The following is a 22,024-nucleotide window of genomic DNA, read 5'->3' as shown; positions in this document are numbered from 1 at the left end:
CGCCCACAGAATTTCTCCAGATTCGCTACTAGTCAATGGTATAAGGTGTTTGGGTGAAGTGGGGGCTACAGCGGTGAAAACAAAAACCGCTTAATCTAACGATAGCATAATAACAAAAGGTTAAGTAAATTTTATGAAATAATTAAATGAAGGAAGGGGCATGAAAGCCATCTCTCTTTTTAAAGAGATTTGTTGCATTAAACCAAAATTCATCATGCCTACCTCTCCCCACAAGCTACTATCGCTATTAGGTGGTATTTGTTTCTCTCTGCCTGCCCTTGCCGGGACCATCAAAGGAAAAGTTTCTGACGCAAAAACACATGAGCCTGTCGTAGGAGCCATTGTGGAAGCAGAAAACGGAAATGCAAAATATAAGACCCTCGTAAACCTCGATGGTGGTTTTGTATTCAGGGACCTGCCGGAAGGCAGCTATGGCATCAGGATAAAATATATCGGTTATAAAACATCAGAAGAATTTAAAGTAGTACTGAAAAATGTCAAAGCCACTGAAACCATTGGTAACATTGAATTGAAAGATGACGTCCGGGAGTTGAATTCCGTGAATGTCACCGGCGGCAATATCCACAGCGACAGCTACGTGCGTGGGATGGAGAAGAATGCCGACATGGTGCAAAATATCCTCTCTGAAAAGGCTATCCAGCTGCTGCCGGATGTAACGGTGGCCAACGCCCTCCAACGGGTGAGTGGTGTTACCATACAGCGTGATAACAGCGGAGAAGGCCGGTATGCCATCATCCGCGGTATGGCGCAACGTTATAACAATACCCTCGTGAACGGCGTAAAGATCCCCAGCCCGGACGATAAATACCGCTTCGTGCCCATGGACCTTTTCCCTTCTGACATGCTGGAACGTCTCGAGGTGATCAAGGCCCTCACGCCCGGTATGGAAGGTGACGCCATTGGCGGTACCATGAACCTGGTGATGAAAAGCGCCCCTGATCATTTCCTGTTCAATGCCAACGTGGCGGGTGGGTATTCTACATTGTTCTCCAACCGCCCTTTCAGCGCCTTCGATCATGGCGGTATGGGCAAGTCTTCTCCTGCTGAAATACGTGGCAACAACTACACCGCCACCGCAGCAGATTTTTCCCTGGACCAGTTTCATTACAGTGATAAATCGGCGCCTGTTAATTCAACAGCAGGCCTCACGATCGGTGATCGTTTTTTCAACAAAAAACTGGGTGTGATCGTGGCTGGCAGCTATCAGAATTTTTTCAGAGGGTCCAACACACAAACCATCATCCCCAGCGCCAATACCAACATCGTTCCGGTGCCTACCGCACTGCTGATCACCGACGTGCTGGACAGAAGATATTCTACGCAAACCAACAGGATAGCGTTGCATAACAAGATCGACTATGTGTTCAATGATCGTAACAGGATATCGCTGTATAATTTCTACGTACACCAGAATGAATACCAGACGAGATATACCAACGATACCACTTTCGGTACCAACTCTTCAGCGGTACAGAAATCGGTGGACGTAGAATTCCGGAGCCGCTGGCAGGTGCAGGACATCTACAATGCCACCCTGCATGGTGAACACCAGCTGAGCAGGAACGTGAAGTTCGACTGGAGCGGTGTATACTCCATCGCCAAAAGCAAAGTGCCGGATATGTCTACCTACGACTTTAACTCCAACGTGCATTTTGATGGTCATGGCAACGCGAGCGGTGCTGATTCGTCTACCTATGGCATGAGCGTAGGCCATACCTGGCAGCGCAACTCCGACAGGGATTGGGCCGGATATGCGAACATCGCATACAAACCAAGTATCTTCGGTCAGGAAGTAGCGTTGCAGGGTGGAGGGCTGTATCGCTATAAAACAAGAGATAACTACTATAACGATTACTCCCTGAAACCATTTTACGGTACCACGCAGGTGTTCCATACCATTGATACGCTGTCGCTTGCTTTCAACCCTACCCAAAACGGCAGCGGGAGCGTGAGCGCGCTCACGGCGAACAACTACACGGCTCACGAAAAAATCACCGCGGGTTATGTACAGGCGAAATTTATGTTGCTGCCATTGTTACAGGTACTGGGCGGTGTGAGAGTTGAAAATACCCAACAGGATTATACCACTGTTATGCCCGCGGAATTCAGCGGCAGAAGCGGTACTATTCATTATACGGACGTATTGCCCAGCGTTCACCTGAAGTATTTGCTGCGCACCAATCAGAACATCCGCCTGTCTTACTTTAAATCCATCAGCAGACCAGGATTTGGAGAGATAGACCCATATTCCGTTCCCGGTGAACAATTCACTGAAATAGGTAACCCGCATTTGAAGCATGTGCGGGCAGATAATATTGATTTGCGGTATGAATTGTTCCCCGGTGGTGCTGACCAGTTATTGCTGGGTGGTTTCTACAAACAGTTGCAGAATCCTATTGAGTATTTTGTGATCAACCGGGGCGGCCCCAGCAACCTGAACATACAGGCACAGAACACCGACAAGGCCACCAACTTCGGTTTTGAGGCTGTGTATACAAGGTATATAGGGAAGTTCGGGATATCTGCCAACTACACCTACACGCATTCTGAAGTAACCACGCCTAAAACCACCAAATACTACGATAAAGTACTGACGCAAACACAAACCGGCACCACCACACAAACCAGGCCGCTGCAAGGACAGGCCAACCACGTCGGTAACGCGTCATTATTGTATAAAAATCCGAAGATAGGCCTGGATATGCAGGTGGCGTTCTCCTATACCGGCGACCGCATCATGCAGGTGTCTGCCTGGTACGGGCTCGATATCTGGCAGAAGCCTTACACACAGCTGGACTTCTCCCTGGAAAAAAGTTTGTCGAAACATTTCTATTTCTACACGAAAGTCAATAACCTCACCAACTCGGCGGCCAGGCTGTATATAAAGGTAGATCCGACAGTGCTGGACAACTTTATCACGCAGGGCCTGCCCAACCAGAAAGCCGGCAGCAACGTGGTGAACATGCAGAAAGAAATTGTGTACCTCAGTTTCCTCGGTGGATTTAAATACAAGCTTTAATCATCTTAACAGCAGCAAATAATGAGAAAGATATTCATTCCCGCGATCATGATACTGACAGTATTGGTTTTTATGACCGGTTGTAAGAAATGGGCGGATGACCAGGCTGATATTTACGAGTTTAAACCCGCTCCCGGCCAGGCCGTAAGCGATGCCGCCCCTTTATGCGGCTCCATCAAGGGTGTGATGCTCTCCGGCAAAACCTATACTATCGGTTGTGATGTATATGTGAACGGAGGCGATACCCTGCTCATAGAACCCGGTGTTACCATCAACGTTACCAATAATGCCGGTATCGCGGTGCGTGGCATCCTCGTGAGCCTCGGTACCAAAGCTAATCCCGTAACGATGACCGTGCCCGGCCTCTTAAAGGATAATACCCCCGGACTGGCTTACGCAGCAGATTCTGCGCATAGCAGCAACCGCCTGTGGAAAGGTATCGCCTGCGACACTTCCTGTCCCATGCTGGTACTGAAATGGACACATATCGAATTTGCGGGCAGCAGCTATGGTAAAACTTTCGGCCCGGCAGTACAGCAGAAATCCACCACCTCTTTTAACCTGCTGTTCCAGAATCCTAACGGCGCCTTCATTATGGAAGATAGCTGGATCTGGGGCGGCACGGATGATTGTATCCGCGTTTCCAACGGCAGGATCCACATCTTCAGGAACACCTTTGAAAAATGCGGTGGCACCGGAGGTGATATCGTGAACGTAAAAGGTGGTACCACCGGTACCATGGCCTATAACTTTTTCATAGGGTCTGCGTATAACGGGCAGAAGGCATCCAACAAGGGACAGCCTATAGGCGCGCCGCAAACCAATGTGGTGATGTACAACAGTACCTTTGTAAATGGTGGCAGGGGCGTAGTGCCTGGCCAGCGTGGGTCTACGACCAACTTTGAAGAAGGGGCGAGAGGCGCTTTCTATAACAACGTAGCGGTGAATTGTCGTGTAGGCTACCGCGTAGTGAATAACCCGGCGGCCGATACGGCCAATCTCAGTTACGGCAACAACTACCAGTATGCCGACTCACTGGTGATCGCCAACAACTTCTTCACCAGCGGCACGGTATGTACCAGGCCGCAGCCTACTGACCTGCCAAATCCGGCCAGCTACCTGCCCGCGAATTTTGATTACACCAATCCGAAGTATGATGGTACACCAGTCGTACAGAAACTGAATCCAATGTTTGTTAACTACCCATTGCCCAGTCCATACTCTCCGTGGGGCCTCACGTCCATCGGTACTTACAACTTTCATATCCAGCCAGGATCTCCGTTGGTGGGTAAAGGTTATACCGGCGTACATCCGCTGGTAACGGTGCCATTGGCCTCCGTCTACGGCGCCTCTGAAGTAACGCCTCCGGGGGTGGACCTCGGCTGTTTCCAGGTGAATGGCTCCGGTAATCAGCATTGATCTGCTTCAAATTATAATTCGGAAACAAGAGGGTGTCTCAAAAATAAATTTGAGACACCCTTTTTCTTTTTCAGTTTTTGAGGTAGGTTTATGCACATCATTGATCCGATCATGCAAGTACACCGGCACATTCCAACATATCCGCTCTCAGACTTCATTCAGCACATTGTTTATGTTAGTGGATCATTATCAATGCCTTACATCAAAGAGCTCCCGGAAGGCGGAATAAACCTCGTAATCGAACTGAATGAAAATACCCTGAATACAGTTTATCCGGAAATAAACACCGCCTGCAAAAAAGAGGTGAAGAATGCCTGGATCTCGGGGATGCAGAAACAGGCGATCCTTTACAAAAACAATCCCCATTCTACTATCATCAGTATCCGTTTTACGGTGGGTGGCTTTTTTTCGCTTACGAAGATACCTATTAGCGCATTAGACAATGTAGGTATTGAGGCCGAAGCTGTTTTTGGGAGTTCCTTCATGCGATTGTATGAAAAACTACTCAATGCTACCACCATGGCAGAGAGGTTCTCATTGATCGAAAACTACTTTTTACAATATTCGGTTGAAGAGAACATGGGATACCATATCGTGAGATTTATAAACCAGCATATCGACAAACCCATCGACTGGTTAATACAGAAATCCGGCTATTCTCAAAAGCACGTCATTCACCTGCTTAAAACATATACGGGCTTTTCACCAAAATACCTGCAAAGAATTCATCGGCTACAGCAGGTGATTACTGAAATCCAAAAAAATAAGACCCATATCGACTGGTTCTCCATCATTCACCGGTACGGCTATTTTGACCAGGCCCATCTCATAAAAGATTTTGCCCATTTTTCAGGGTTAAAGCCAATGGAGTATCTGAGATCTCAATTAGCCCTGGATGAAAATGAGCTGGTGCCTGAAATGATCCTGCAATTTCCCAATGATCATCCGGATGCAAGGTAAACCCCGACTTAGTGACAAGTGTCCTTGGTAAATTTTTTACAATGACAGGAGAAGCCTGTGGACTATTTTTGTACTCAACAAAATAAATACAACAATTTATGAAACCTTTTAGCATCAACGTACCGCAAGAGACACTTAACGATCTATCAGCAAGACTGAAACAAACGAGATGGACGGATGAACCTGAGAATGCCGGGTGGAATTATGGCACCAATCCGGGGTATTTGCGGGAACTGGTGCACTATTGGCAGACAGCGTACGATTGGAGAACCCACGAAGCGGAGATCAACCAGTTTCCCCAATACAAGACCGAAATAGACGGCATTACCATTCATTTCGTTTATGTAAAAGGCAAGGGAGAAAATACCTCACCGCTGATCCTGAGCCATGGATGGCCAGACTCGTTCTATCGCTTTCTCGAGATTGTTCCAATGCTGACCAATCCAACTGAAGGCGGTCATTCTTATGACCTCGTGATCCCTTCCATACCCGGGTTCGGATTCTCCCAACAAACGGCCCTGAATAGCGATAGGACAGCAGCCCTGTTCAACAAACTCATGACAGAAGTATTGGGATATTCCACCTACTTTGCCGCAGGCGGTGATATGGGTACTTTGATCACGAAGTCGCTGGCCGTACAGTTCCCAGACAATGTAAAGGCTATTCATTTAACTGATGTAGGTTATCCCAACGGCAGCGAGGACTGGGCGACGATGACACCCGCCGAACAGGCGTTTGGACAACAAATACAACATTGGTTCTTTACGGAAGGCGCGTTTAATATGATCCAGTCAACTAAGCCACAAACCCTGGGTTATGGGCTCAACGACAGCCCCGTGGGACTAGCCTCCTGGATCATCGAAAAATTCCATGCCTGGAGTGACCATGACGGAAATCTCGGAAATTCCCTTAGCATGGACAAACTGATCACCAACATTATGATCTACTGGGTAAGCCAATCCACTAATTCATCCATCAGAACATATGCCGAGAATGCTCGCGCAGGTTATATGGGGGGGCTGCAATCCTCTCAACGGGTAGGTGTTCCAACGGGGGTGTCGCTGTTTCCCAAGGAAGCCCAATTCCCTAAAGAATGGGCGGAAAGGATGGCCAATGTCGTAAGCTTCAATATAATGGGCAAAGGAGGTCATTTTGCAGCGATGGAACAGCCTGAGATCTATTCCAGGGAGCTTGCCGGATTCTTTGGGAAAATGTGATCGCATTGCTGCACGGAGCCTGTTTCTCCGACAGGCATAATTTCATTACTGGAGGGTGTCTCAAAAATAATTTTGAGGCACCCTCTTTCGTTTTGAGAAAAACGGATTGATTTATCCAGATAATCTGGTTGAAAAAAAGCACTTTAAAGTGCTGGTAAGGTGAGTTAAATTTGGAGATGGCGCGAGGAAAAAGCTTTAAAGTATCATTTAAGCCGACCTATTAAAATCAGGTCATGTTGTTCCCCCCTGATTTAAATGAGATGGTATCGGCAGATCATCCGGTTCGATGCATACATGAATAATATTTACAGCAGCCGCAAGATAGAGGATGTACTGGGAGACGCCCTCTTGTTTTTTTTGGGTCACCTGGCAATCTGAGCACTAATCGAACCCGGTAAAAACGGGTAAATACTTTACCATTTTGATAATGACCCTACCATTTCGGAAGGGTCTCAATATAGAGGCGAAATCTCAATAGGCTAATAATCAAATAGTTAAATTCTGTTCATGGGTATGGCATCGCTTTGGCGGCGGTATTTAAAAAACACTATACCATGTTACGGTTAAGAACAAAACTGATCCTCGGCCTTACCTTCCTGTTTGCCGTGACATTAGCCATCAGTATGCAGGGTATTTACCGGATTTATCAGCTGGACCGCGATGCACGATTGATCTTACAGCAAAACCTGCACTCCATCGTTTACAGTAATAACATGTTACAGGCGTTGGAAACACGGCCGGTGCAAATGGCTTCCCTGCAACAAAACCTGGTCCTCCAGCAGCGGAACGTAACGGAGCATGGGGAGGATGCGGCTACAGCCGGTGCTGCGGCGACAGTGAAAAAACTACAAACCGACCCCGGAAATGAAGAACTGATCAAATCCCTGCGCCATGAAGTGCTACAGATCGCCGTCATCAACCAGGAAGCTATTTCCCGTAAAAGCGCCGTGGCGTCCAAAACTGCTTCCAACGCTATCCTGGCGTTGTCTGTATTTACCCTGTTATCGCTCAGCGTGTATATCATTTTTATCTTCAGTTTCCCGCAAATCATCAGCAGACCGGTAGGCATGCTGGCCACAGGTATCCGCCAGATAGCGGAAAAGAATTACCGTACCCGCATCGACCTGCAGCCCGGTGATGAGTTCGGACAGCTGGCAACAGGGATCAATAATATGGCGGAAAAGCTGTACGGCTATGAAAACAGCAACATCGAACAAATCAAAGCGGAAAAAACGAGGATAGAAACGATCATCAACCTGATGCACGACGGCGTGATCGGATTTGACGAAAAAAGAAATATCCTGTTCATGAATACCGTGGCCAAACGGTTATGCGGACAAGTGAAAGCACCGGGCAACACGGTGCTGGATTCCATCATCCATCATCCTGCACAACAACAGCTCACGATCAGTCATGGCGGCGAGACCTACACTTTCATAAAAGAAGTGATGAGCGTGGAAAACAACCGTGATGTGATCGGAGAAGTGATTGTATTGCGTGACATCAGTGCCATACAGGAACTGGCTGCCGCCAAAACTAAATTTATCGCAACAGCTTCCCATGAACTGAAAACACCCATCGCTTCCATGCAGATGAGCCTGGGCCTGTTGGCCGATACCCGTACCGGGCCATTGCTGCCGGCACAGCACGAGCTGGTAAACAGCCTGGAAGAAGATGTGGACCGCATCCTGAAAATCAGCAGCGAAATCCTGGATGCAACAGACGAGCAGCTGCACACGATTTGATAGCAATTATTTTTGATTATTTAATCTCACCAAAACATGACAACGGGAAACATCTTGTTAGTAGAAGATGAGGAGAAAGTCCGTCATCTGTTGAAACGTATTATTACACTCGAAGGTTTTAACGTACAGGAATGTGCCAATATTAAATCTGCCCGCCGCCTGTTGGACGATACGCCGGTAGATGTGGTACTTTGTGATGTGATGTTGCCCGATGGCAATGGTATCGACCTGGTGACTTATATCAGGGAACGACAGTTGCCGGCGGAAATTATCCTGTTAACGGCTTATGGTAATATCCCCGACAGCGTGCGCGCCATCAAATCAGGGGCTTTCGATTATCTCACCAAAGGCAATGATAACACGCGTATTATACCCCTGCTGTTTCGCGCCATGGAAAAAGTGCAACTGCAACAACGCATTCAACATCTCGAAACCCGCATCGTCAATAGTTATGCGTCCTTCCAGGAAATCATCGGTACCGCTCCGGGTATTAAAGCAGCCCGTCAACTGGCTGCACAGGCAGCACCCAGTGATGCGCCGGTACTGCTGCTGGGAGAAACGGGTACGGGAAAGGAAATGTTTGCACAGGCGATCCACAACGCGAGCAACCGTGCTGCAAAAGATTTTGTGGCCATCAACTGCAGCGCCATCGGAAAAGATATCCTGGAAAGTGAACTGTTTGGATATAAGGCAGGCGCCTTCACCGGCGCCGCCAAAAATAAAAAAGGCCTCATGGAAGAAGCCCATCAGGGCACGCTCTTCCTGGACGAAATAGGGGAAATGCCACTGGAGCTACAGGCCAAGCTGCTGCGGGTGCTTGAATCCGGCGAATTCATCAAAGTGGGGGATACCAAACCAACGAAAACGGATATACGTATCATAGCAGCGACCAACCGCGAGGTGACCAAAGAAATAACCGAAGGCCGTTTCCGGGAAGACCTCTTTTACCGGTTGAATATGTTTACGGTCCAGTTGCCGGCGCTGCGTGAAAGGGAAGAAGATATCCCCGTTTTTGCAGCCTATTTTATGCAGCTGTTTGCCGCCAAAAGCGGTAAAGCAGTGAGCGGTATGACCAGCGATTTTGTGATGCAACTAAAACAACATGACTGGCGGGGTAATATCCGGGAACTGAAGAATGTGATGGAAAGGGCGGTTATTGTGGCGCAAGGCCCGGAACTAACACCAGAAACACTGCCGCTGGAAGTACGCTGGCATAAAGGTGTACGCCAGCATTCCGGCACGTTCGATCTGGCCGACGTGGAAAAGGAACATATACAATGGGTGATCCGCTATGCTGCCGGTAATAAAACCAAAGCAGCACGGTTACTCAATATCGGCTTATCGACCCTGTACCGGAAAATGGATGAATATAGCCTGATCAAATAAAGGAAAAAAAGCAAGGGACTGACCAGGTAAGTCAGCCCCTTGTTTTTTAAACATCGTACAGAGATGATCAGAAACGAACAATCAGGTCCATGGCAGCGGTGAACTGGTCACGGCGAAGCCCGTTGTCATACGGCGTGGCATCATTGCGCCAGGCACGTTCATAGCGGACTTCCGGCCGTATTCTCAACAAAGGGCTGAAGTGATGTACCCAGCCGATGGTGTGACTGGTATACAGCGTGGTAAAACCGGTACGGTTACCCTGCGGATCGTTGAGCAGATCGTTGCGTATAGACAGATAATCTTTCTTGGGGGACAGCTGCACCTGGAAGTAGTTCACCGCGCCCACGGCGGAAGCTACACCCGGAATAGTGGCGCCCAGGCCGGTGTTCATGTACCATTCTTTGGCCGGCCCATCGATGGCGGTACCTCCTACTGCTGCATCATGTTGCCACATATAATATACTTCTGTGTGCATATGAACGATGGGACTGAAGCGGTGCCCCCATGTGAGCACGGCCATCTGCAGGTTGTCGTGTTCATTTTTATAGCGTCCCCTTCCCAGGGAATTGATACCGCCGTAGAGGGAGTTGTTGTTATTGTTTGAAACCCACCGGGCCATGAACAGGCCATTTACGCTGGAAGACTTGCTCCAGGGCGCCATGTCGTTGCCTCCGTGTATGCCGGCAAACAACTGCCAGTGTGCGTTCAGTCGCAGTGCGGCATGTACGCCGGTAAACGTGTAGGGATCAACGGTAAACATCAGGGAATGGGAGTACAGGTAGTTGTCCGGCGCCCACTGCGCTTCAATGTCAGCTGGTGAAATGAAACGCCCCACTTTGATCAGCAGCCCTTCTGCCACTTTCGGCAAATACAGCATGGCGTATACCTGCGTGGGGTCATAACCATACAGGTGGTTGTCCTTCAGTAGCTGATCGCTGAAGATGCCTTTGGCCAGTGTGTAACGATAGTCGGTGCCAAAAATGTTGTCGACCACAAAACCCCAGTCGGCATGTTCCCTTTGTACGGTATTGGGCTGCCGCTCTACCCGCAGGATTAGCTGGTCCAGTACCACCCTGTTGGGAACGAGGTTATAGGAAGTAGGCGCATTGGAATTTTTGGAAGTGCTGAAGTTGGCGCCCACATCCACCCATCCGTAAATTTTGATGCGGCTTTTATTGCCGGCAAGGCCCAACAGTTTCGTCAGTGGATAATCCGGTGCATCGGCGGGTATGCCGATCAGTGGATTGCCCACCCATTCACCGCTGGGAAACGGCGGAGAGGATATCGGGGAAGGCAGGCTCCTGCCGTTAGTGCTGCTGTCTGTGGCGATAGGTGATGCAGGTGTGGTGTCTTGTTGTGCATATCCCTTAGATAATGTCAGTGACAATATCAGCGGGAAAATAAATCCGTGTTTCATGTCCGGGTAAAATTGATTTTGTTGTATGCAGGAATTACCAAACATGTGCCCTGAATAGAAAAGCTTTCTCCTCCTGTCTTAAAAATGTCTGCCATAAAGGATTACAGCTGATACCCCTTTTTTGTTGGCTTTGCAAAAAAGATGATACCTTCCTGTTCAAAATGAAAAAGCCTTTCAAAATGGCAAAAGGCAAACGGGGATGTCCCAATCTGATGCATTTTTTTCATTGTGATAAACTCATATTGACCCGTGTGTTTGTTTTTATGTGATGATTATCATTTTGTTAGATGTTTTTCTTGGAATGGCATCCTGGTTGATATTATTCCTGTAAACAACAAAATCATGAAAGGAAAAAAGTTATCCCTATGGATGAGCGGACTGATGATGATGACCTGTCTGGGTGCAATGGCGCAACAGAAAATAACAGGTATTTACCTCACATCGGCCGATTATATCCAGAACAAGATGACGTATACCGAAACCAACGGGCATCTTTATAAAGCGCGGCTTTATGCGCTCGCTCCCAAAGACCATATTCTCCTGACCCACGGCGGGGAACAAACGAAGCTGGAGAAAGATCGTTTTTTTGCCTTACAGCTGAAGGATGGAAAAATATTCCACATGAAGGGCGGGGAAAGTTATGAGCTGCTGAACCGTAATCCGCAATTATTTTTATACCGGCGGAAGCTGCCGGTGTCTCCCAAAACATACCCGGAGCAGTCGTACCGATATTATTTTTCCACCGGCGAAAACAATCTTCAGGAACTGACTACGCGGAACATCAAACAGGCATTTGTGGCAAAGAAAGACCTGCCGGAGCGGCTGGACGCGGCTTTCAGGGATAATGACGATCTGATGGCGTATGACACCTTTCATCATATGTATAAGCTGGAATGGCTGATCAAATAAAAAAAGCGCCGCATGAAGAAATCATGCGGCGGTTTTCATTTTAGCCAACTAGTATGCCTAGATACTGTAGATACTTATCCAGTACGGCTTTATCGAACACCGGTTCCGGTATGCCGGAGCCCTGCATGAACTTGTCCACGTTGTCGCGGTGCCATACATAGGTGTCCTGGTAAAGCTCGACAGTGGAGAGCCCTTCATGCATATTGTCCCTGAACAGGCTGGTAAGCGGATAGAGACGGTTGGTACTGTCATCTTCCCATTGCTTGCGCCAGTCCTTATAGGATAACGGTTTCAGTTTGAAATCGTAGATATCCATCAGCCGCCGGAAGAACTGTTCCAGCGTGAGATTGGTGTCGGGAGAGCAGATCAGGTTGAATTTCTGTCCGATCGCCTCCTGGTTTTTGGTGATGTGTACAATGGCCTTCACCATATAATCCACGGTAATAAGTCCTTCGCGCAGTTCGCGGAGCGTGGGGTAGGAGGAGTACTGCACACAGTTTTTCACGAGGCTGGCCCACCACTGGTAAGGCGCGCTGGCGCCCGACTGGCTGTGGCACATGGCATAACCAAGGCGGTAAGTGATCAGCGGCACACCGGCTGCTGCGGCCAGGTCAGCTACTGCTTCCATCACCCATTTGCTTCTTACGTAACCAATGTCTTTGCTGACTGCGAGCAGGTTTTGGGAGATGTCGTCCGTTTCCTTCATGATGGTCTTATGGGTGAAGACATGACCCCAACTGTAAACCGAAATAGTGGACAGCAACGACAGGCACTTCATTTTTCCCGTGGCGGCAAAACGTATGATCTCCCGCAGGCCGTCTACATTAGGCTTTTTCATGAAAGAGTAGGGTTCAATGAAATTCACCGAGCTGCCGGAATGGTAAATCACTTCCACTTTGCCTGCCAGTTCCTGGTAAGTATGCTCCGCGATGCCGAGGTCCGGCTGCGCAAAATCCCCAACTACCGGCACGATGCGGTGCCGTGTGTTATCCTGTACCGGGATATGATAGGCCGCAAATGCCTGATGTATTTTGTCGAGTGCATGGTGTTCGTCTCTCGCGCGGACGAGGCAGTACACCATCGCGGAAGTATTGTCCAGCAGCTCCTGTAGCAGATGGATGCCCACGAAGCCGGTGGCGCCGGTGAGCAATACGGCAGACTGACGTTGCAGTACGCTGGCGTCAAATGGTTGCCGGTATTGGACGTTGGGCGACAGGTAGGCATCCTGCTGCAAGGATACATACGGCTCCACATCTTCTTCGGGGATGCCGGTGTCACCTGTTTTAACCCTGTTGTCGATCATGGTGGCCAGTGCCCTTAGTTCGGGAAACTGGTACAGGTCGCGCAGGTACATTTTCACGCCGAAGCGGTCTTTCAGTTTGGTGACCACGGTGGCTACCAGCAGGGAATCACCGCCGATGTCGAAGAAGTTGTCACCGTGATGGATATACGGCCTTTCCAGGATATCGGCCCATATTTCCGTGATGATGCGTTCTGTTTCGCTCACCGGTTCTGCGGATGCCTGGTAGCTGCCGGCGTTCTGCGAAGAGAGTGTCACCAGCGCTGCTTTGTCTACTTTGCCGTTGGCATTCATGGGCAGCTCACGAACGGTGATGAAGCGGGCAGGCACCATATAAGCGGGCAGGTCTTGTTTGAGTTGTTGCCGCGCCAGCGCAATGCCCTGTTGTTCGTTGGGATGGTCCTGTACAATGAAAGCTACCAGCTGTTGCTGCTGACGGTTGTTGTCTACCGCGATCACAGCGGCGCTTTTTACATGTGGCACCAATAGCAGGGCTGCTTCTACCTCGCCCGGTTCCACGCGGAAGCCGCGGATTTTTACCTGGTTGTCGATACGGCCGAGGAACTGGATGTCACCATCGGGCAGGCGGCGGGCCAGATCGCCCGTACGGTAAAGCTTTTGACCGGGAGCGAAAGGATGCGGTACAAACTTGCTGTCTGTCAATACAGGATTTTTGAAATAGCCCAGGGCGATGCCGATGCCGCTGATGCACAGTTCACCTACTGCACCGGGTACCAGCAATTGCAGGTCACGGTCCAGGATAAAGGCCTGTGTGTTGGCGATAGGCTTGCCGATGGTCGGGAAATACTGTCCGTCTACATCCACTACAGGCCGATGGGTGGCATATACGGTGTATTCCGTAGGGCCATAATAATCGATCAGCTGATACGGCAATCCGCTGGTCAATACGGGTTTCATTTGTTCACCGCCGGAAAACAGGTATTGCAGTGTCAGTCCCGTTGTTTGTTGACTGAGCGCTATCAGCTCAGGAATCAGTACGGCGGGAGCGAAGGCATGCGTGAGCTGGTTCCTCCGGTAGAATTCCATCAGGAGTCCTGCATGGGTCCTTTCTTCGTTGTCAGCGATAAAGAGGGTGCCTCCGGACAGGAGGGCCGACCAGCATTCCCAGACAGAGATGTCGAATGCCAGTCCGGCTACCAGCGACAACCGGCTGTTGCTGGTGACGGCATACTGCTGCTGGTGCCAGGTGATCAGATGCTGGATCGACAGGTGGGTGATCATCACGCCCTTAGGCTGCCCGGTAGAACCGGAGGTGTAGATGATGTACGCCAGGTCTGTCGGTGCAGGCATTTTGCCTGGTGCAGTGGTGGGCTGGTCCTGGAGAATCGAGAGGTTGTCCAGGTACACGACTGCCGTGTTGTGCACCTGGAAAAGCCGTGAGCCCAGTGACAGCTGAGTGATGATCACTGTAGCGGCTACTTCTTCCAGGATGTAGGCCACTCTTTTACCGGGATAGATGGCATCTACCGGGATGTAGGCCGCACCTGTTTTCAGGATGCCCAGTACCGCGATGGCCCATTCAGCCGAGCGTTCCAGGTAAACGGGCACATAGCTGCCGGTAGTGACGCCCTGTGCCAACAGGTAATGCGCCAGCTGGTTGCTCTTTTCGTCCAGCTCCCGGTACGTAAGGGAGTGGCCTTTGAAAGATACCGCCATGTTGTTCGGTGTCTGCGCTGCCTGTTTGCGGAACAGGGAGACCAGTGTTTCCCGGGAGTTGTACTCTTCCCAGGGTGTTTGTTTCAGTAAATCAGTCAGGTGTTGATTGCCATCGGTTGCAGCAATATTCCGCTGCTGCCCGTTCGCATCGTGCAGGATCGCGTCCATAGGATCGTGGTTTAAATCGAGGGTTTAAAAAAGGAGTACGGTTAAAATTGTGGTTTTAAAGTTCAGGAAATGCTTCACCTGTTAGGTGATAGTGTAGCTTGAAGGAACAGTAAAAAAGTGTTCACATGTCCCGTGGTGGATAGGTGTTCGGTTCATCTTGGATAGGTCTGTGGTTTAAAGGTTTTCAATAGAATGTCAAATAGGTCTCTGTTATGAAAGATCAGCAAAAAAGGAATTCACATGTCCGGCGGTGGATCGGTTCACTTAATTAAAAAAAAGATTTTCTAAAGATATCCGGTTTTCAAAAAAATATACGAACAGGAAAAGCATTTGGATTGCTAACGTGGTGAAAAAAAAATGGTTACTGAGTTTTTCCTGGTCCGATTGAACAGCAAGTTAGTTATGTCGCCTGAAATATGACCGCAGTGAAAAAAAGTCGTTTTAGTACCCTAAGAGCTTCATAATAAAGCGCCTGTATGCCTGATAGATAACGTTGGCCGTGGGTAGCTATGCGGGGTAATCCGCTGAGAAGCCGCAGTAGCTCAGGGAGACTGTTATGCAGGAAGGTCGTAAATTTAATAAAACTTATACAGGGTGAATTGAACCAGTCGGCCTTCATCTTGTTGTCTAAAAAAGATGTTGCATGCGCAAACCTATAGTAGATATTGAACAACTGACAGCGGCGGTAATAGATCATTACGGGAAGATAAGCCATATGGAGCCGGTGCCGGACGCGATGGAGTCTTTTGCGTTCCGGGTGGTCATCTCCGGAAAAAAATATGTGCTCCGCGTCAATCATCAGGCGGAGGGTTTTGAGAAAGATGATTTCGCCAACCGGCATTTTGCGGGGCCAGGTTTGCCGATTCCGGAGATAGAAGCGATTGGCCTGCTGGAAAATGGGATCGCCTGGTGTTTGTCAGCGCAGGCACATGGCGTGACATTGCAGGACCTGCCGGTAGCTTATCTGCCGGCTGTCACCGCACCGGTGGCGGCGGTGATGCAGTCTATGGCGGCGGCGCCACTGGAAGGTATTACGGGCTTTGGTCCCTTCAATTCCCGGGGCGAAGGGCAGTATACCAGCTGGAAGGCTTATCTGGAAAGTATCTGCAGGGAAGATAACTACGACTGGCATGCTGCCGGTAAAAGAGTGCCGCTGAAACGGATAAAACCTTTGCAGGAACGGCTGCTGCAACAGCTGCAGGACATCCCGGAAGTAAGGCAGCTGGTGCATGGCGATTTCGGCTCCAACAACGTGATTACTGACGGCCACAGGATCACCGGCGTGATTGACTGGTCGGAAGCCATGGCTGGTGATAGTTTGTATGACATGGCGAATATTTTCTTCTGGCGCACCTGGCTGGACTGTATGGAATATCAGGCGCGTTATTTTGAAACACAGCCTATTGATAAAGCACGGCTGGATTTTTACCAGTTGCATATCGGTTTAGCGGAAGTGTACCAGACAGCTATCGCCGGCGATATGGACGACATGGACTGGGCGCTGGTAAGGTGTGAACACCTGGCTGGTATTACCCACTGAATTGGGCAACAAAAAAAATTCGTGTAATATTGTAACTTCATCGGTTTTCCTATTTGACATGCAAGACAAAGAACTTTGGTCCTGGTACAAATCCGGAGAAATCACCGGCCTGGAAGGGTTGTATAATGCTTATTATATGCCCCTTACCAACTACGGATTTAAATTCACGGAGGATAAATCATTTATCGAGGAGAGCATACAGGACCTCTTTCTGAAGTTATGGCGCAATAGGGATTCGATTGTCACACCGCAGGTAGTGAAACAATACCTGCTGTTATCCTTCCGGCGCATTTTACTACGCAAGCTGGAATACAGCCCATCCCGGCTGGAGGAAGCGTTTTCCGGAGAACACGTTCCTTTTTATTTGGAACTGTCTTATGAGCATCCCTTGATCAGAGCAGAGCGTGCAGCAGAACTGAAGAAAAAGGTGGATGCCTTAATGGATACACTGACGCACCGGCAACGGGAGGCTATTTTTCTGAAATACTACGAAGATCTGTCATACGAAGAGATTGCAGAAATCCTGCAAATCAATACAGGCGGTACCTACAAACTGGTTTATCGCGCGCTGGAGCGCCTCAGAGAGCAATTCGGCGACTTCTCCCTTCTTGTATTGTTATACCTGCTGCAACGCCGCTAAAAATTTTTTTTACTTTTTTTCTGAAAATGGGATAATCCGGATGTCCTGTTGTGTCTTATGTGATGATGAACAAGGATTATCGAGATTATCGGATGGAAGATTTCCTGGCGGATGAGTATTTTATCCGCTGGGCGAAGTTTCCGGATGCGGCAGCTAATGCTTTCTGGCAGCAGCTTTCCGCTGATATGCCGGATAAGGCGCCCCTCATGCGGGAAGCCCGGGAGGTGGTGTATGCATTGTCTACGCCGGTGCTGGAAAAAAACGATCCTGCCCGTGAAAAGGTGTGGCAGGCGGTACTGGAGAACATACAACAACAGCCCGTACATCGTATGCAACGTTATCGCCGGCCATTGCTGGCAGCGGCTTCTGTGTTATTACTACTGGCACTGGGCGCGGTGTGGTATTTTACGTCTACCGTTACCATCCGCACGGGCTACGGGGAAACCCGGGAAATTACACTGCCCGATCATTCTTCTCTGATACTGAATGCGCATTCCGCAGCCTCCTATGCCCGCAGCTGGCGGGTTACCGGCAGGAGGGAAGTATCGCTCGACGGGGAAGCTTTCTTCGACGTAAAACATACCGGAGATACCTTCCGCGTACAGGCAGGCCCTGCGCGCGTTACCGTACTGGGTACAGCTTTTAACGTGCGTCACCGGGATGAAATCACCGCTGTGGTCTTACAACGGGGACGTGTACGCATCGACGTTACTGACGGACAAGGCCAGCCTGCTTTCCTGTTGCCGGGAGAGGGGTGGACATATTCCCATCAGCAGCCACCCGTTGTGATGCATGCTGTCGATACCCTCGCTGCTACCGCCTGGACGCGACGGGAACTATTACTGAACGCCACCAAAGTAAAAGATATTATCAACCTACTGAAAGACAACTACGGCTATACGGTAGTATTGCAGGATAGTACCATCGGTGAACGTGAAATCAAAGGCAGGATACCTATGCAAAAGGAGAAAGACCTGCTGTTCGTTTTGTCCAGGATACTGGATATAGATATTCAACAGAAAAAAGATACGCTTTTGTTCACTGCCAGACAGTGATCGTTTATTAATCAACCAAACAACCAACCAAACATCAATGATGAAGGGAGCACAGTTACGTAAAACTGCGGCGATGGTGTGTTCTTTCCTGTTGACTATGCAGCTCGCATACGCACAGGTAAGGACTATGCCGGTCAGCACAGCACTGAAGGAAATCACCCGCCTCTATCGTACCAGTTTCGTGTATGAAAACAACCTGCTGGACAATGTCACCACTACCGTGGATATCCGCGCTTTCTGTTGCAGATCGGTGGAGGCCGTGCTGAAAGAAGTGTTGTATCAAAGAGGATACCTCTTTCTGTATGTTAACGACAACACCTATACGATTGTAAAAGACGTACGCAGGAAGACAACACCCGCCAGCATTTCAGCGCCGGTGCCTGCGATGGACCAGGTGGTAACAGGCACAGACCCGTTGCTCGTAAAAGGCCGGGTGACTGATGAAAATGGCAACCCGCTTCCCGGCGTGACCGTCAAACCTGCCTCTGGCAGGGCCGGCGCTTTTACAGATGGTAACGGCGTTTATTTCGTTCGGTTATCCAAACCGGGAGAGCTGCTTACTTTTACCTTCATCGGTTACCACATGCAGGCATCGGCCGGCAAACCAAAGCTGGACGTGGTCCTGCAATCAGATAATATTCAACTGAAGCAGGTGGAAGTGTCCACCGGTTACCAGACCATTGCAAAGGAGAGAGCCACCGGTTCTTTCTCCCAGATACAGGAGAAAGACATGGAACGTAAGATCACCACCAATGTGGTGGATAAGATGGAAGGTATGGTGAGCGGGTTGCTGGTGACCAGCAATCCTCCGGACGCCAATGGCCGCCCGTCTAAAAGCCCGGTATTCGCCATCCGCGGACGCAATACCTTCAAAGCACAGCAGGACCCGCTGATCGTCATCGATGGTTTTCCCTATGAAGGGGAGCTGTCTATGATCAACCCGGAAGACATTGCCCGTATCACTTTCCTGAAAGATGCGGCCGCAGCCTCTATCTGGGGTGTGCGTGCAGCCAACGGCGTAGTGGTGATTGAAACGCGGAAAGGAAGTCAGCAACGCCGGCAGATCACCTTCTCCACCAATTTTACGCTGGGTGGCCGGCCCGACCTGAGTTACCGTCCTGTGGCCAGTTCTGCGGCCTACCTCGACTTTGAAAGGGAAGCAGTGGATAAAAACCTCATCCCCGATCCGAATGGCCGTACCTTGCCTGCGGTGAGCACCGGCGCAGATATCTTCTACCGCTACAAACGTGGCGAGATCACCGCTGCACAGCGCGATGCCCTGGTACAGCAACTGTCCGGTTACGACTATAAGTCACAATATCAGCAATACCTGTTGCAACGCCAGCAAATACAGCAATACAATCTGTCTATGAGCGGAGGCAGCGATTTTGCGCAGTATTTTATTTCCGGCTCCATCGCTGATGAACTGCCGGTGGCCAAAGGCAACCGCAACACCCGCGTCACCATCAACTCCACCAATAACTTCAAGCTCAACAAAAACCTCGATGCCAATCTGGGTATCATGGCCGTGATGAATACCGCCAAAAACAACGGCCTTGGCCTGTCTCCGCTGGAACCGGGCATCTACACCATGTTGCCCTACGACCGCATTGTGGACGATAACGGTAAAGCCATACAGTATGCCCGCGCCTTTAATGGCCGCGCACTGGATTCCCTGCAACGCCTCGGCTATCTGCCATGGCGGTACGACTATCTTTCCGAACTGGCGAATGCAGACAATACCAGCCGCATGAACCTCTATCGTATTAACGCCGGCTTCAATTATCGTATTATCCCCGGACTGACAGCCACGCTGAGCGGCCTTTATGAACGCTCTTTCCAGCGCAACCGTATCTATGCTAACCCCGACACCTATACGAGCAGGAGCACCGTCAATAGTGCCACCTCTATTACTGGCGGCAACCTGGTGTATGGTTTGCCGAAAGGGGGGATCCTGAACATTGCCAACGCTGACATGGAACATTATGATGTACGCGGACAGCTGAACCTGAACCGCCAGTTGGGGAAAAAGCATAGGATAGACGCCGTTGCCGGTAGTGAAATCAGGCAGGTGTGGACCTCCAGTGCTTCCAGCCGTTTGTATGGTTATGATGATCAGACACTGGCTTCCATGCCGGTGAACTACGATACCTATTACAAAACAGCGGTGACGGGGAACCAGACCAAACCGTCTATTCCTAACAGTCTGGGTGATACAAGGGACCGCTTTATGTCATGGTATGCCAATGCGAACTATACTTTCAACAGCCGTTACGTGTTCTCCGGCAGCGCCAGACTGGACGATTCCAACCTCTTTGGCGCGAGTGAGCAATATCGCGCCACGCCTTTGTGGTCATTGGGCGGTATGTGGAAACTGGGAGAGGAGCAGTTTATGGAGCTGCCTTTTATGAACCGCCTCAATCTTCGTGTAACCTATGGCGTGAATGGCAACGTGGACAAAACGACGAGCCCGTTCCTGATAGCGTCCGTATCGTCATCTCCCGGATATTATAACGGTCAGCCCTACGCCAGCATCAGCAACCCGGCCAATCCATTGTTGCGTTGGGAAAAAACCAAAACCTTCAACGTAGGCGCTGACCTCTCTTTCTGGGACAGCCGCCTGGATGTGACACTGGATGTATACCGCAAACATAGCTACGACCTGTTAGGGCCGGCCGAGTTCAACGCCACCTATGGTTTCACCACACTGACCGTTAATACGGCGGAGCTGCGTAATAACGGGGTAGACCTTAATATCTCGGCAGCGGTAATACAACGGAAACATTTCTCTTGGAAAGCCATCATGAATTTCGGGTACAACGAAAACAAAGTCGTGTCTTCCAATCTGCAACGGGAGAACGTAAACTACTATAGCAACAGCGGCACAGGTGCCAATCCTGTCAAGGGTAAACCGATTGAAGGTATCTACAGCTACCGCTACGGCGGACTGGACAGCATTGGCCGGCCTATTGTGCTCTCCGGTGATGGCAAACGGAATCTGGCCAACGCCGATATTTCCGCGGACTTGTCTACACTGACTTATAGCGGTACTACGGTGCCGCGCTTTTTCGGCGGGTTGACAAACATTGTCCGTTATAAACAGCTGGAGCTGTCGTTGCTGATCACGTATAAGATGGGATATGTTTTCCGTCGCCCTACAGTAGATTACTCTAGTTATTTTACGCAGAAGTCCATTCACAGCGATGTAGCCGACCGCTGGCAGAAACCCGGTGATGAAGCACGTACGGACGTACCGGTAGTGCCTTCTACCGGTGTCACCTATACGAATACATGGTATCCCAAGTCAGACAGGCTGATTGAAAGCGGTGCGCATATCCGTTTACGGGAGGTGTCGCTGACGTATGACCTGCCGGCGCAGTTGTTGCGTTCCCTGCATCTGCAACGGTTGTCATTTATCGCCTATGGCCGTAATCTTGCCTTGTGGACTGAAAACAAGGCCGGTATTGATCCGGACTATATTCCCGGGGCTTATTATTCACTGCTGCCGCCTGCGCGTTCTTTTGCCGTTGGTTTGAAAACAACTTTCTAAT

At 49.8% G+C, this 22,024-nt stretch carries 13 protein-coding genes; 11 read left to right on the top strand and 2 right to left on the bottom strand.

Features of this window, described 5'->3' with window-relative positions; all coding sequences use genetic code 11:
- Positions 1 to 214 precede the first annotated feature (214 nt).
- From HHL17_RS23815 to HHL17_RS23790, 6 genes are all read left to right on the top strand, one after another.
- Positions 215 to 3,040 (top strand): TonB-dependent receptor, encoded by a 2,826-nt coding sequence (locus HHL17_RS23815; protein ID WP_169227358.1) that lies wholly within the window; start codon positions 215 to 217, stop codon positions 3,038 to 3,040.
- Between the two features lie 21 nt (positions 3,041 to 3,061).
- Positions 3,062 to 4,459 carry a hypothetical protein gene (locus HHL17_RS23810; protein WP_169227357.1) on the top strand — a complete coding sequence of 466 codons (1,398 nt, stop codon included), beginning with the start codon at positions 3,062 to 3,064 and terminating at the stop codon, positions 4,457 to 4,459.
- Between the two features lie 90 nt (positions 4,460 to 4,549).
- The gene (locus tag HHL17_RS23805) at positions 4,550 to 5,419 is read left to right on the top strand and encodes a helix-turn-helix domain-containing protein (RefSeq protein WP_169227356.1); all 870 of its coding nucleotides are present in this window, start codon (positions 4,550 to 4,552) and stop codon (positions 5,417 to 5,419) included.
- Between the two features lie 98 nt (positions 5,420 to 5,517).
- Positions 5,518 to 6,636, top strand: coding sequence for an epoxide hydrolase family protein (locus HHL17_RS23800; protein ID WP_169227355.1), 1,119 nt, complete (start codon positions 5,518 to 5,520; stop codon positions 6,634 to 6,636).
- 554 nt (positions 6,637 to 7,190) lie between these two features.
- Complete coding sequence (locus HHL17_RS23795) at positions 7,191 to 8,381, top strand: histidine kinase dimerization/phospho-acceptor domain-containing protein (RefSeq protein WP_169227354.1); 1,191 nt, start codon at positions 7,191 to 7,193, stop codon at positions 8,379 to 8,381.
- A gap of 36 nt (positions 8,382 to 8,417) precedes the next feature.
- Complete coding sequence (locus HHL17_RS23790) at positions 8,418 to 9,767, top strand: sigma-54-dependent transcriptional regulator (protein ID WP_169227353.1); 1,350 nt, start codon at positions 8,418 to 8,420, stop codon at positions 9,765 to 9,767.
- A 67-nt stretch (positions 9,768 to 9,834) separates the two neighbouring features.
- Here the strand turns inward: HHL17_RS23790 and HHL17_RS23785 are convergent, their stop codons facing one another.
- Positions 9,835 to 11,184, bottom strand: coding sequence for an outer membrane beta-barrel protein (locus HHL17_RS23785; RefSeq protein WP_169227352.1), 1,350 nt, complete (start codon positions 11,182 to 11,184; stop codon positions 9,835 to 9,837).
- A gap of 342 nt (positions 11,185 to 11,526) precedes the next feature.
- Here HHL17_RS23785 and HHL17_RS23780 point away from each other — a divergent pair, with 342 nt between their 5' ends.
- Complete coding sequence (locus HHL17_RS23780; RefSeq protein ID WP_169227351.1) at positions 11,527 to 12,093, top strand: hypothetical protein; 567 nt, start codon at positions 11,527 to 11,529, stop codon at positions 12,091 to 12,093.
- Between the two features lie 40 nt (positions 12,094 to 12,133).
- Here HHL17_RS23780 and HHL17_RS23775 read toward each other — a convergent pair whose 3' ends face one another.
- The gene (locus HHL17_RS23775; RefSeq protein WP_169227350.1) at positions 12,134 to 15,238 is read right to left on the bottom strand and encodes a non-ribosomal peptide synthetase family protein; all 3,105 of its coding nucleotides are present in this window, start codon (positions 15,236 to 15,238) and stop codon (positions 12,134 to 12,136) included.
- A 643-nt stretch (positions 15,239 to 15,881) separates the two neighbouring features.
- Here HHL17_RS23775 and HHL17_RS23770 point away from each other — a divergent pair.
- The 4 genes from HHL17_RS23770 to HHL17_RS23755 all read left to right on the top strand — a co-directional run bounded on the left by HHL17_RS23770 (position 15,882) and on the right by HHL17_RS23755 (position 22,023).
- Positions 15,882 to 16,778: an aminoglycoside phosphotransferase family protein gene (locus HHL17_RS23770; protein ID WP_169227349.1), complete on the top strand. Its 897-nt coding sequence runs from the start codon at positions 15,882 to 15,884 to the stop codon at positions 16,776 to 16,778.
- A 58-nt stretch (positions 16,779 to 16,836) separates the two neighbouring features.
- The gene (locus HHL17_RS23765; protein WP_169227348.1) at positions 16,837 to 17,418 is read left to right on the top strand and encodes an RNA polymerase sigma factor; all 582 of its coding nucleotides are present in this window, start codon (positions 16,837 to 16,839) and stop codon (positions 17,416 to 17,418) included.
- A gap of 92 nt (positions 17,419 to 17,510) precedes the next feature.
- Positions 17,511 to 18,473 carry a FecR family protein gene (locus tag HHL17_RS23760; protein WP_169227347.1) on the top strand — a complete coding sequence of 321 codons (963 nt, stop codon included), beginning with the start codon at positions 17,511 to 17,513 and terminating at the stop codon, positions 18,471 to 18,473.
- 37 nt (positions 18,474 to 18,510) lie between these two features.
- A complete protein-coding gene (locus tag HHL17_RS23755) occupies positions 18,511 to 22,023 on the top strand; it encodes a SusC/RagA family TonB-linked outer membrane protein (RefSeq protein WP_169227346.1) in 3,513 nt (1,170 codons plus the stop codon).
- Position 22,024: the final 1 nt, after the last annotated feature.

The organism is Chitinophaga fulva (assembly GCF_012927205.1).
Taxonomy (GTDB): Bacteria; Bacteroidota; Bacteroidia; order Chitinophagales; family Chitinophagaceae; genus Chitinophaga; species Chitinophaga fulva.
Note: the sequence above shows the minus strand (reverse complement) of the source record. Positions and strands in the feature narration are given on the sequence as shown.

Excerpts from the sequence above, each read along its gene's own strand:
- HHL17_RS23790 (WP_169227353.1), top strand. The coding sequence starts at position 8,418 with ATGACAACGGGAAACATCTTGTTAGTAGAAGATGAGGAGAAAGTCCGT.
- HHL17_RS23770 (WP_169227349.1), top strand. The coding sequence starts at position 15,882 with ATGCGCAAACCTATAGTAGATATTGAACAACTGACAGCGGCGGTAATA.
- HHL17_RS23755 (WP_169227346.1), top strand. The coding sequence starts at position 18,511 with ATGATGAAGGGAGCACAGTTACGTAAAACTGCGGCGATGGTGTGTTCT.
- HHL17_RS23805 (WP_169227356.1), top strand. The coding sequence starts at position 4,550 with ATGCACATCATTGATCCGATCATGCAAGTACACCGGCACATTCCAACA.
- HHL17_RS23775 (WP_169227350.1), bottom strand. The coding sequence starts at position 15,238 with ATGGACGCGATCCTGCACGATGCGAACGGGCAGCAGCGGAATATTGCT.
- HHL17_RS23815 (WP_169227358.1), top strand. The coding sequence starts at position 215 with ATGCCTACCTCTCCCCACAAGCTACTATCGCTATTAGGTGGTATTTGT.
- HHL17_RS23760 (WP_169227347.1), top strand. The coding sequence starts at position 17,511 with ATGGAAGATTTCCTGGCGGATGAGTATTTTATCCGCTGGGCGAAGTTT.
- HHL17_RS23800 (WP_169227355.1), top strand. The coding sequence starts at position 5,518 with ATGAAACCTTTTAGCATCAACGTACCGCAAGAGACACTTAACGATCTA.
- HHL17_RS23810 (WP_169227357.1), top strand. The coding sequence starts at position 3,062 with ATGAGAAAGATATTCATTCCCGCGATCATGATACTGACAGTATTGGTT.
- HHL17_RS23780 (WP_169227351.1), top strand. The coding sequence starts at position 11,527 with ATGAAAGGAAAAAAGTTATCCCTATGGATGAGCGGACTGATGATGATG.
- HHL17_RS23765 (WP_169227348.1), top strand. The coding sequence starts at position 16,837 with ATGCAAGACAAAGAACTTTGGTCCTGGTACAAATCCGGAGAAATCACC.
- HHL17_RS23785 (WP_169227352.1), bottom strand. The coding sequence starts at position 11,184 with ATGAAACACGGATTTATTTTCCCGCTGATATTGTCACTGACATTATCT.
- HHL17_RS23795 (WP_169227354.1), top strand. The coding sequence starts at position 7,191 with ATGTTACGGTTAAGAACAAAACTGATCCTCGGCCTTACCTTCCTGTTT.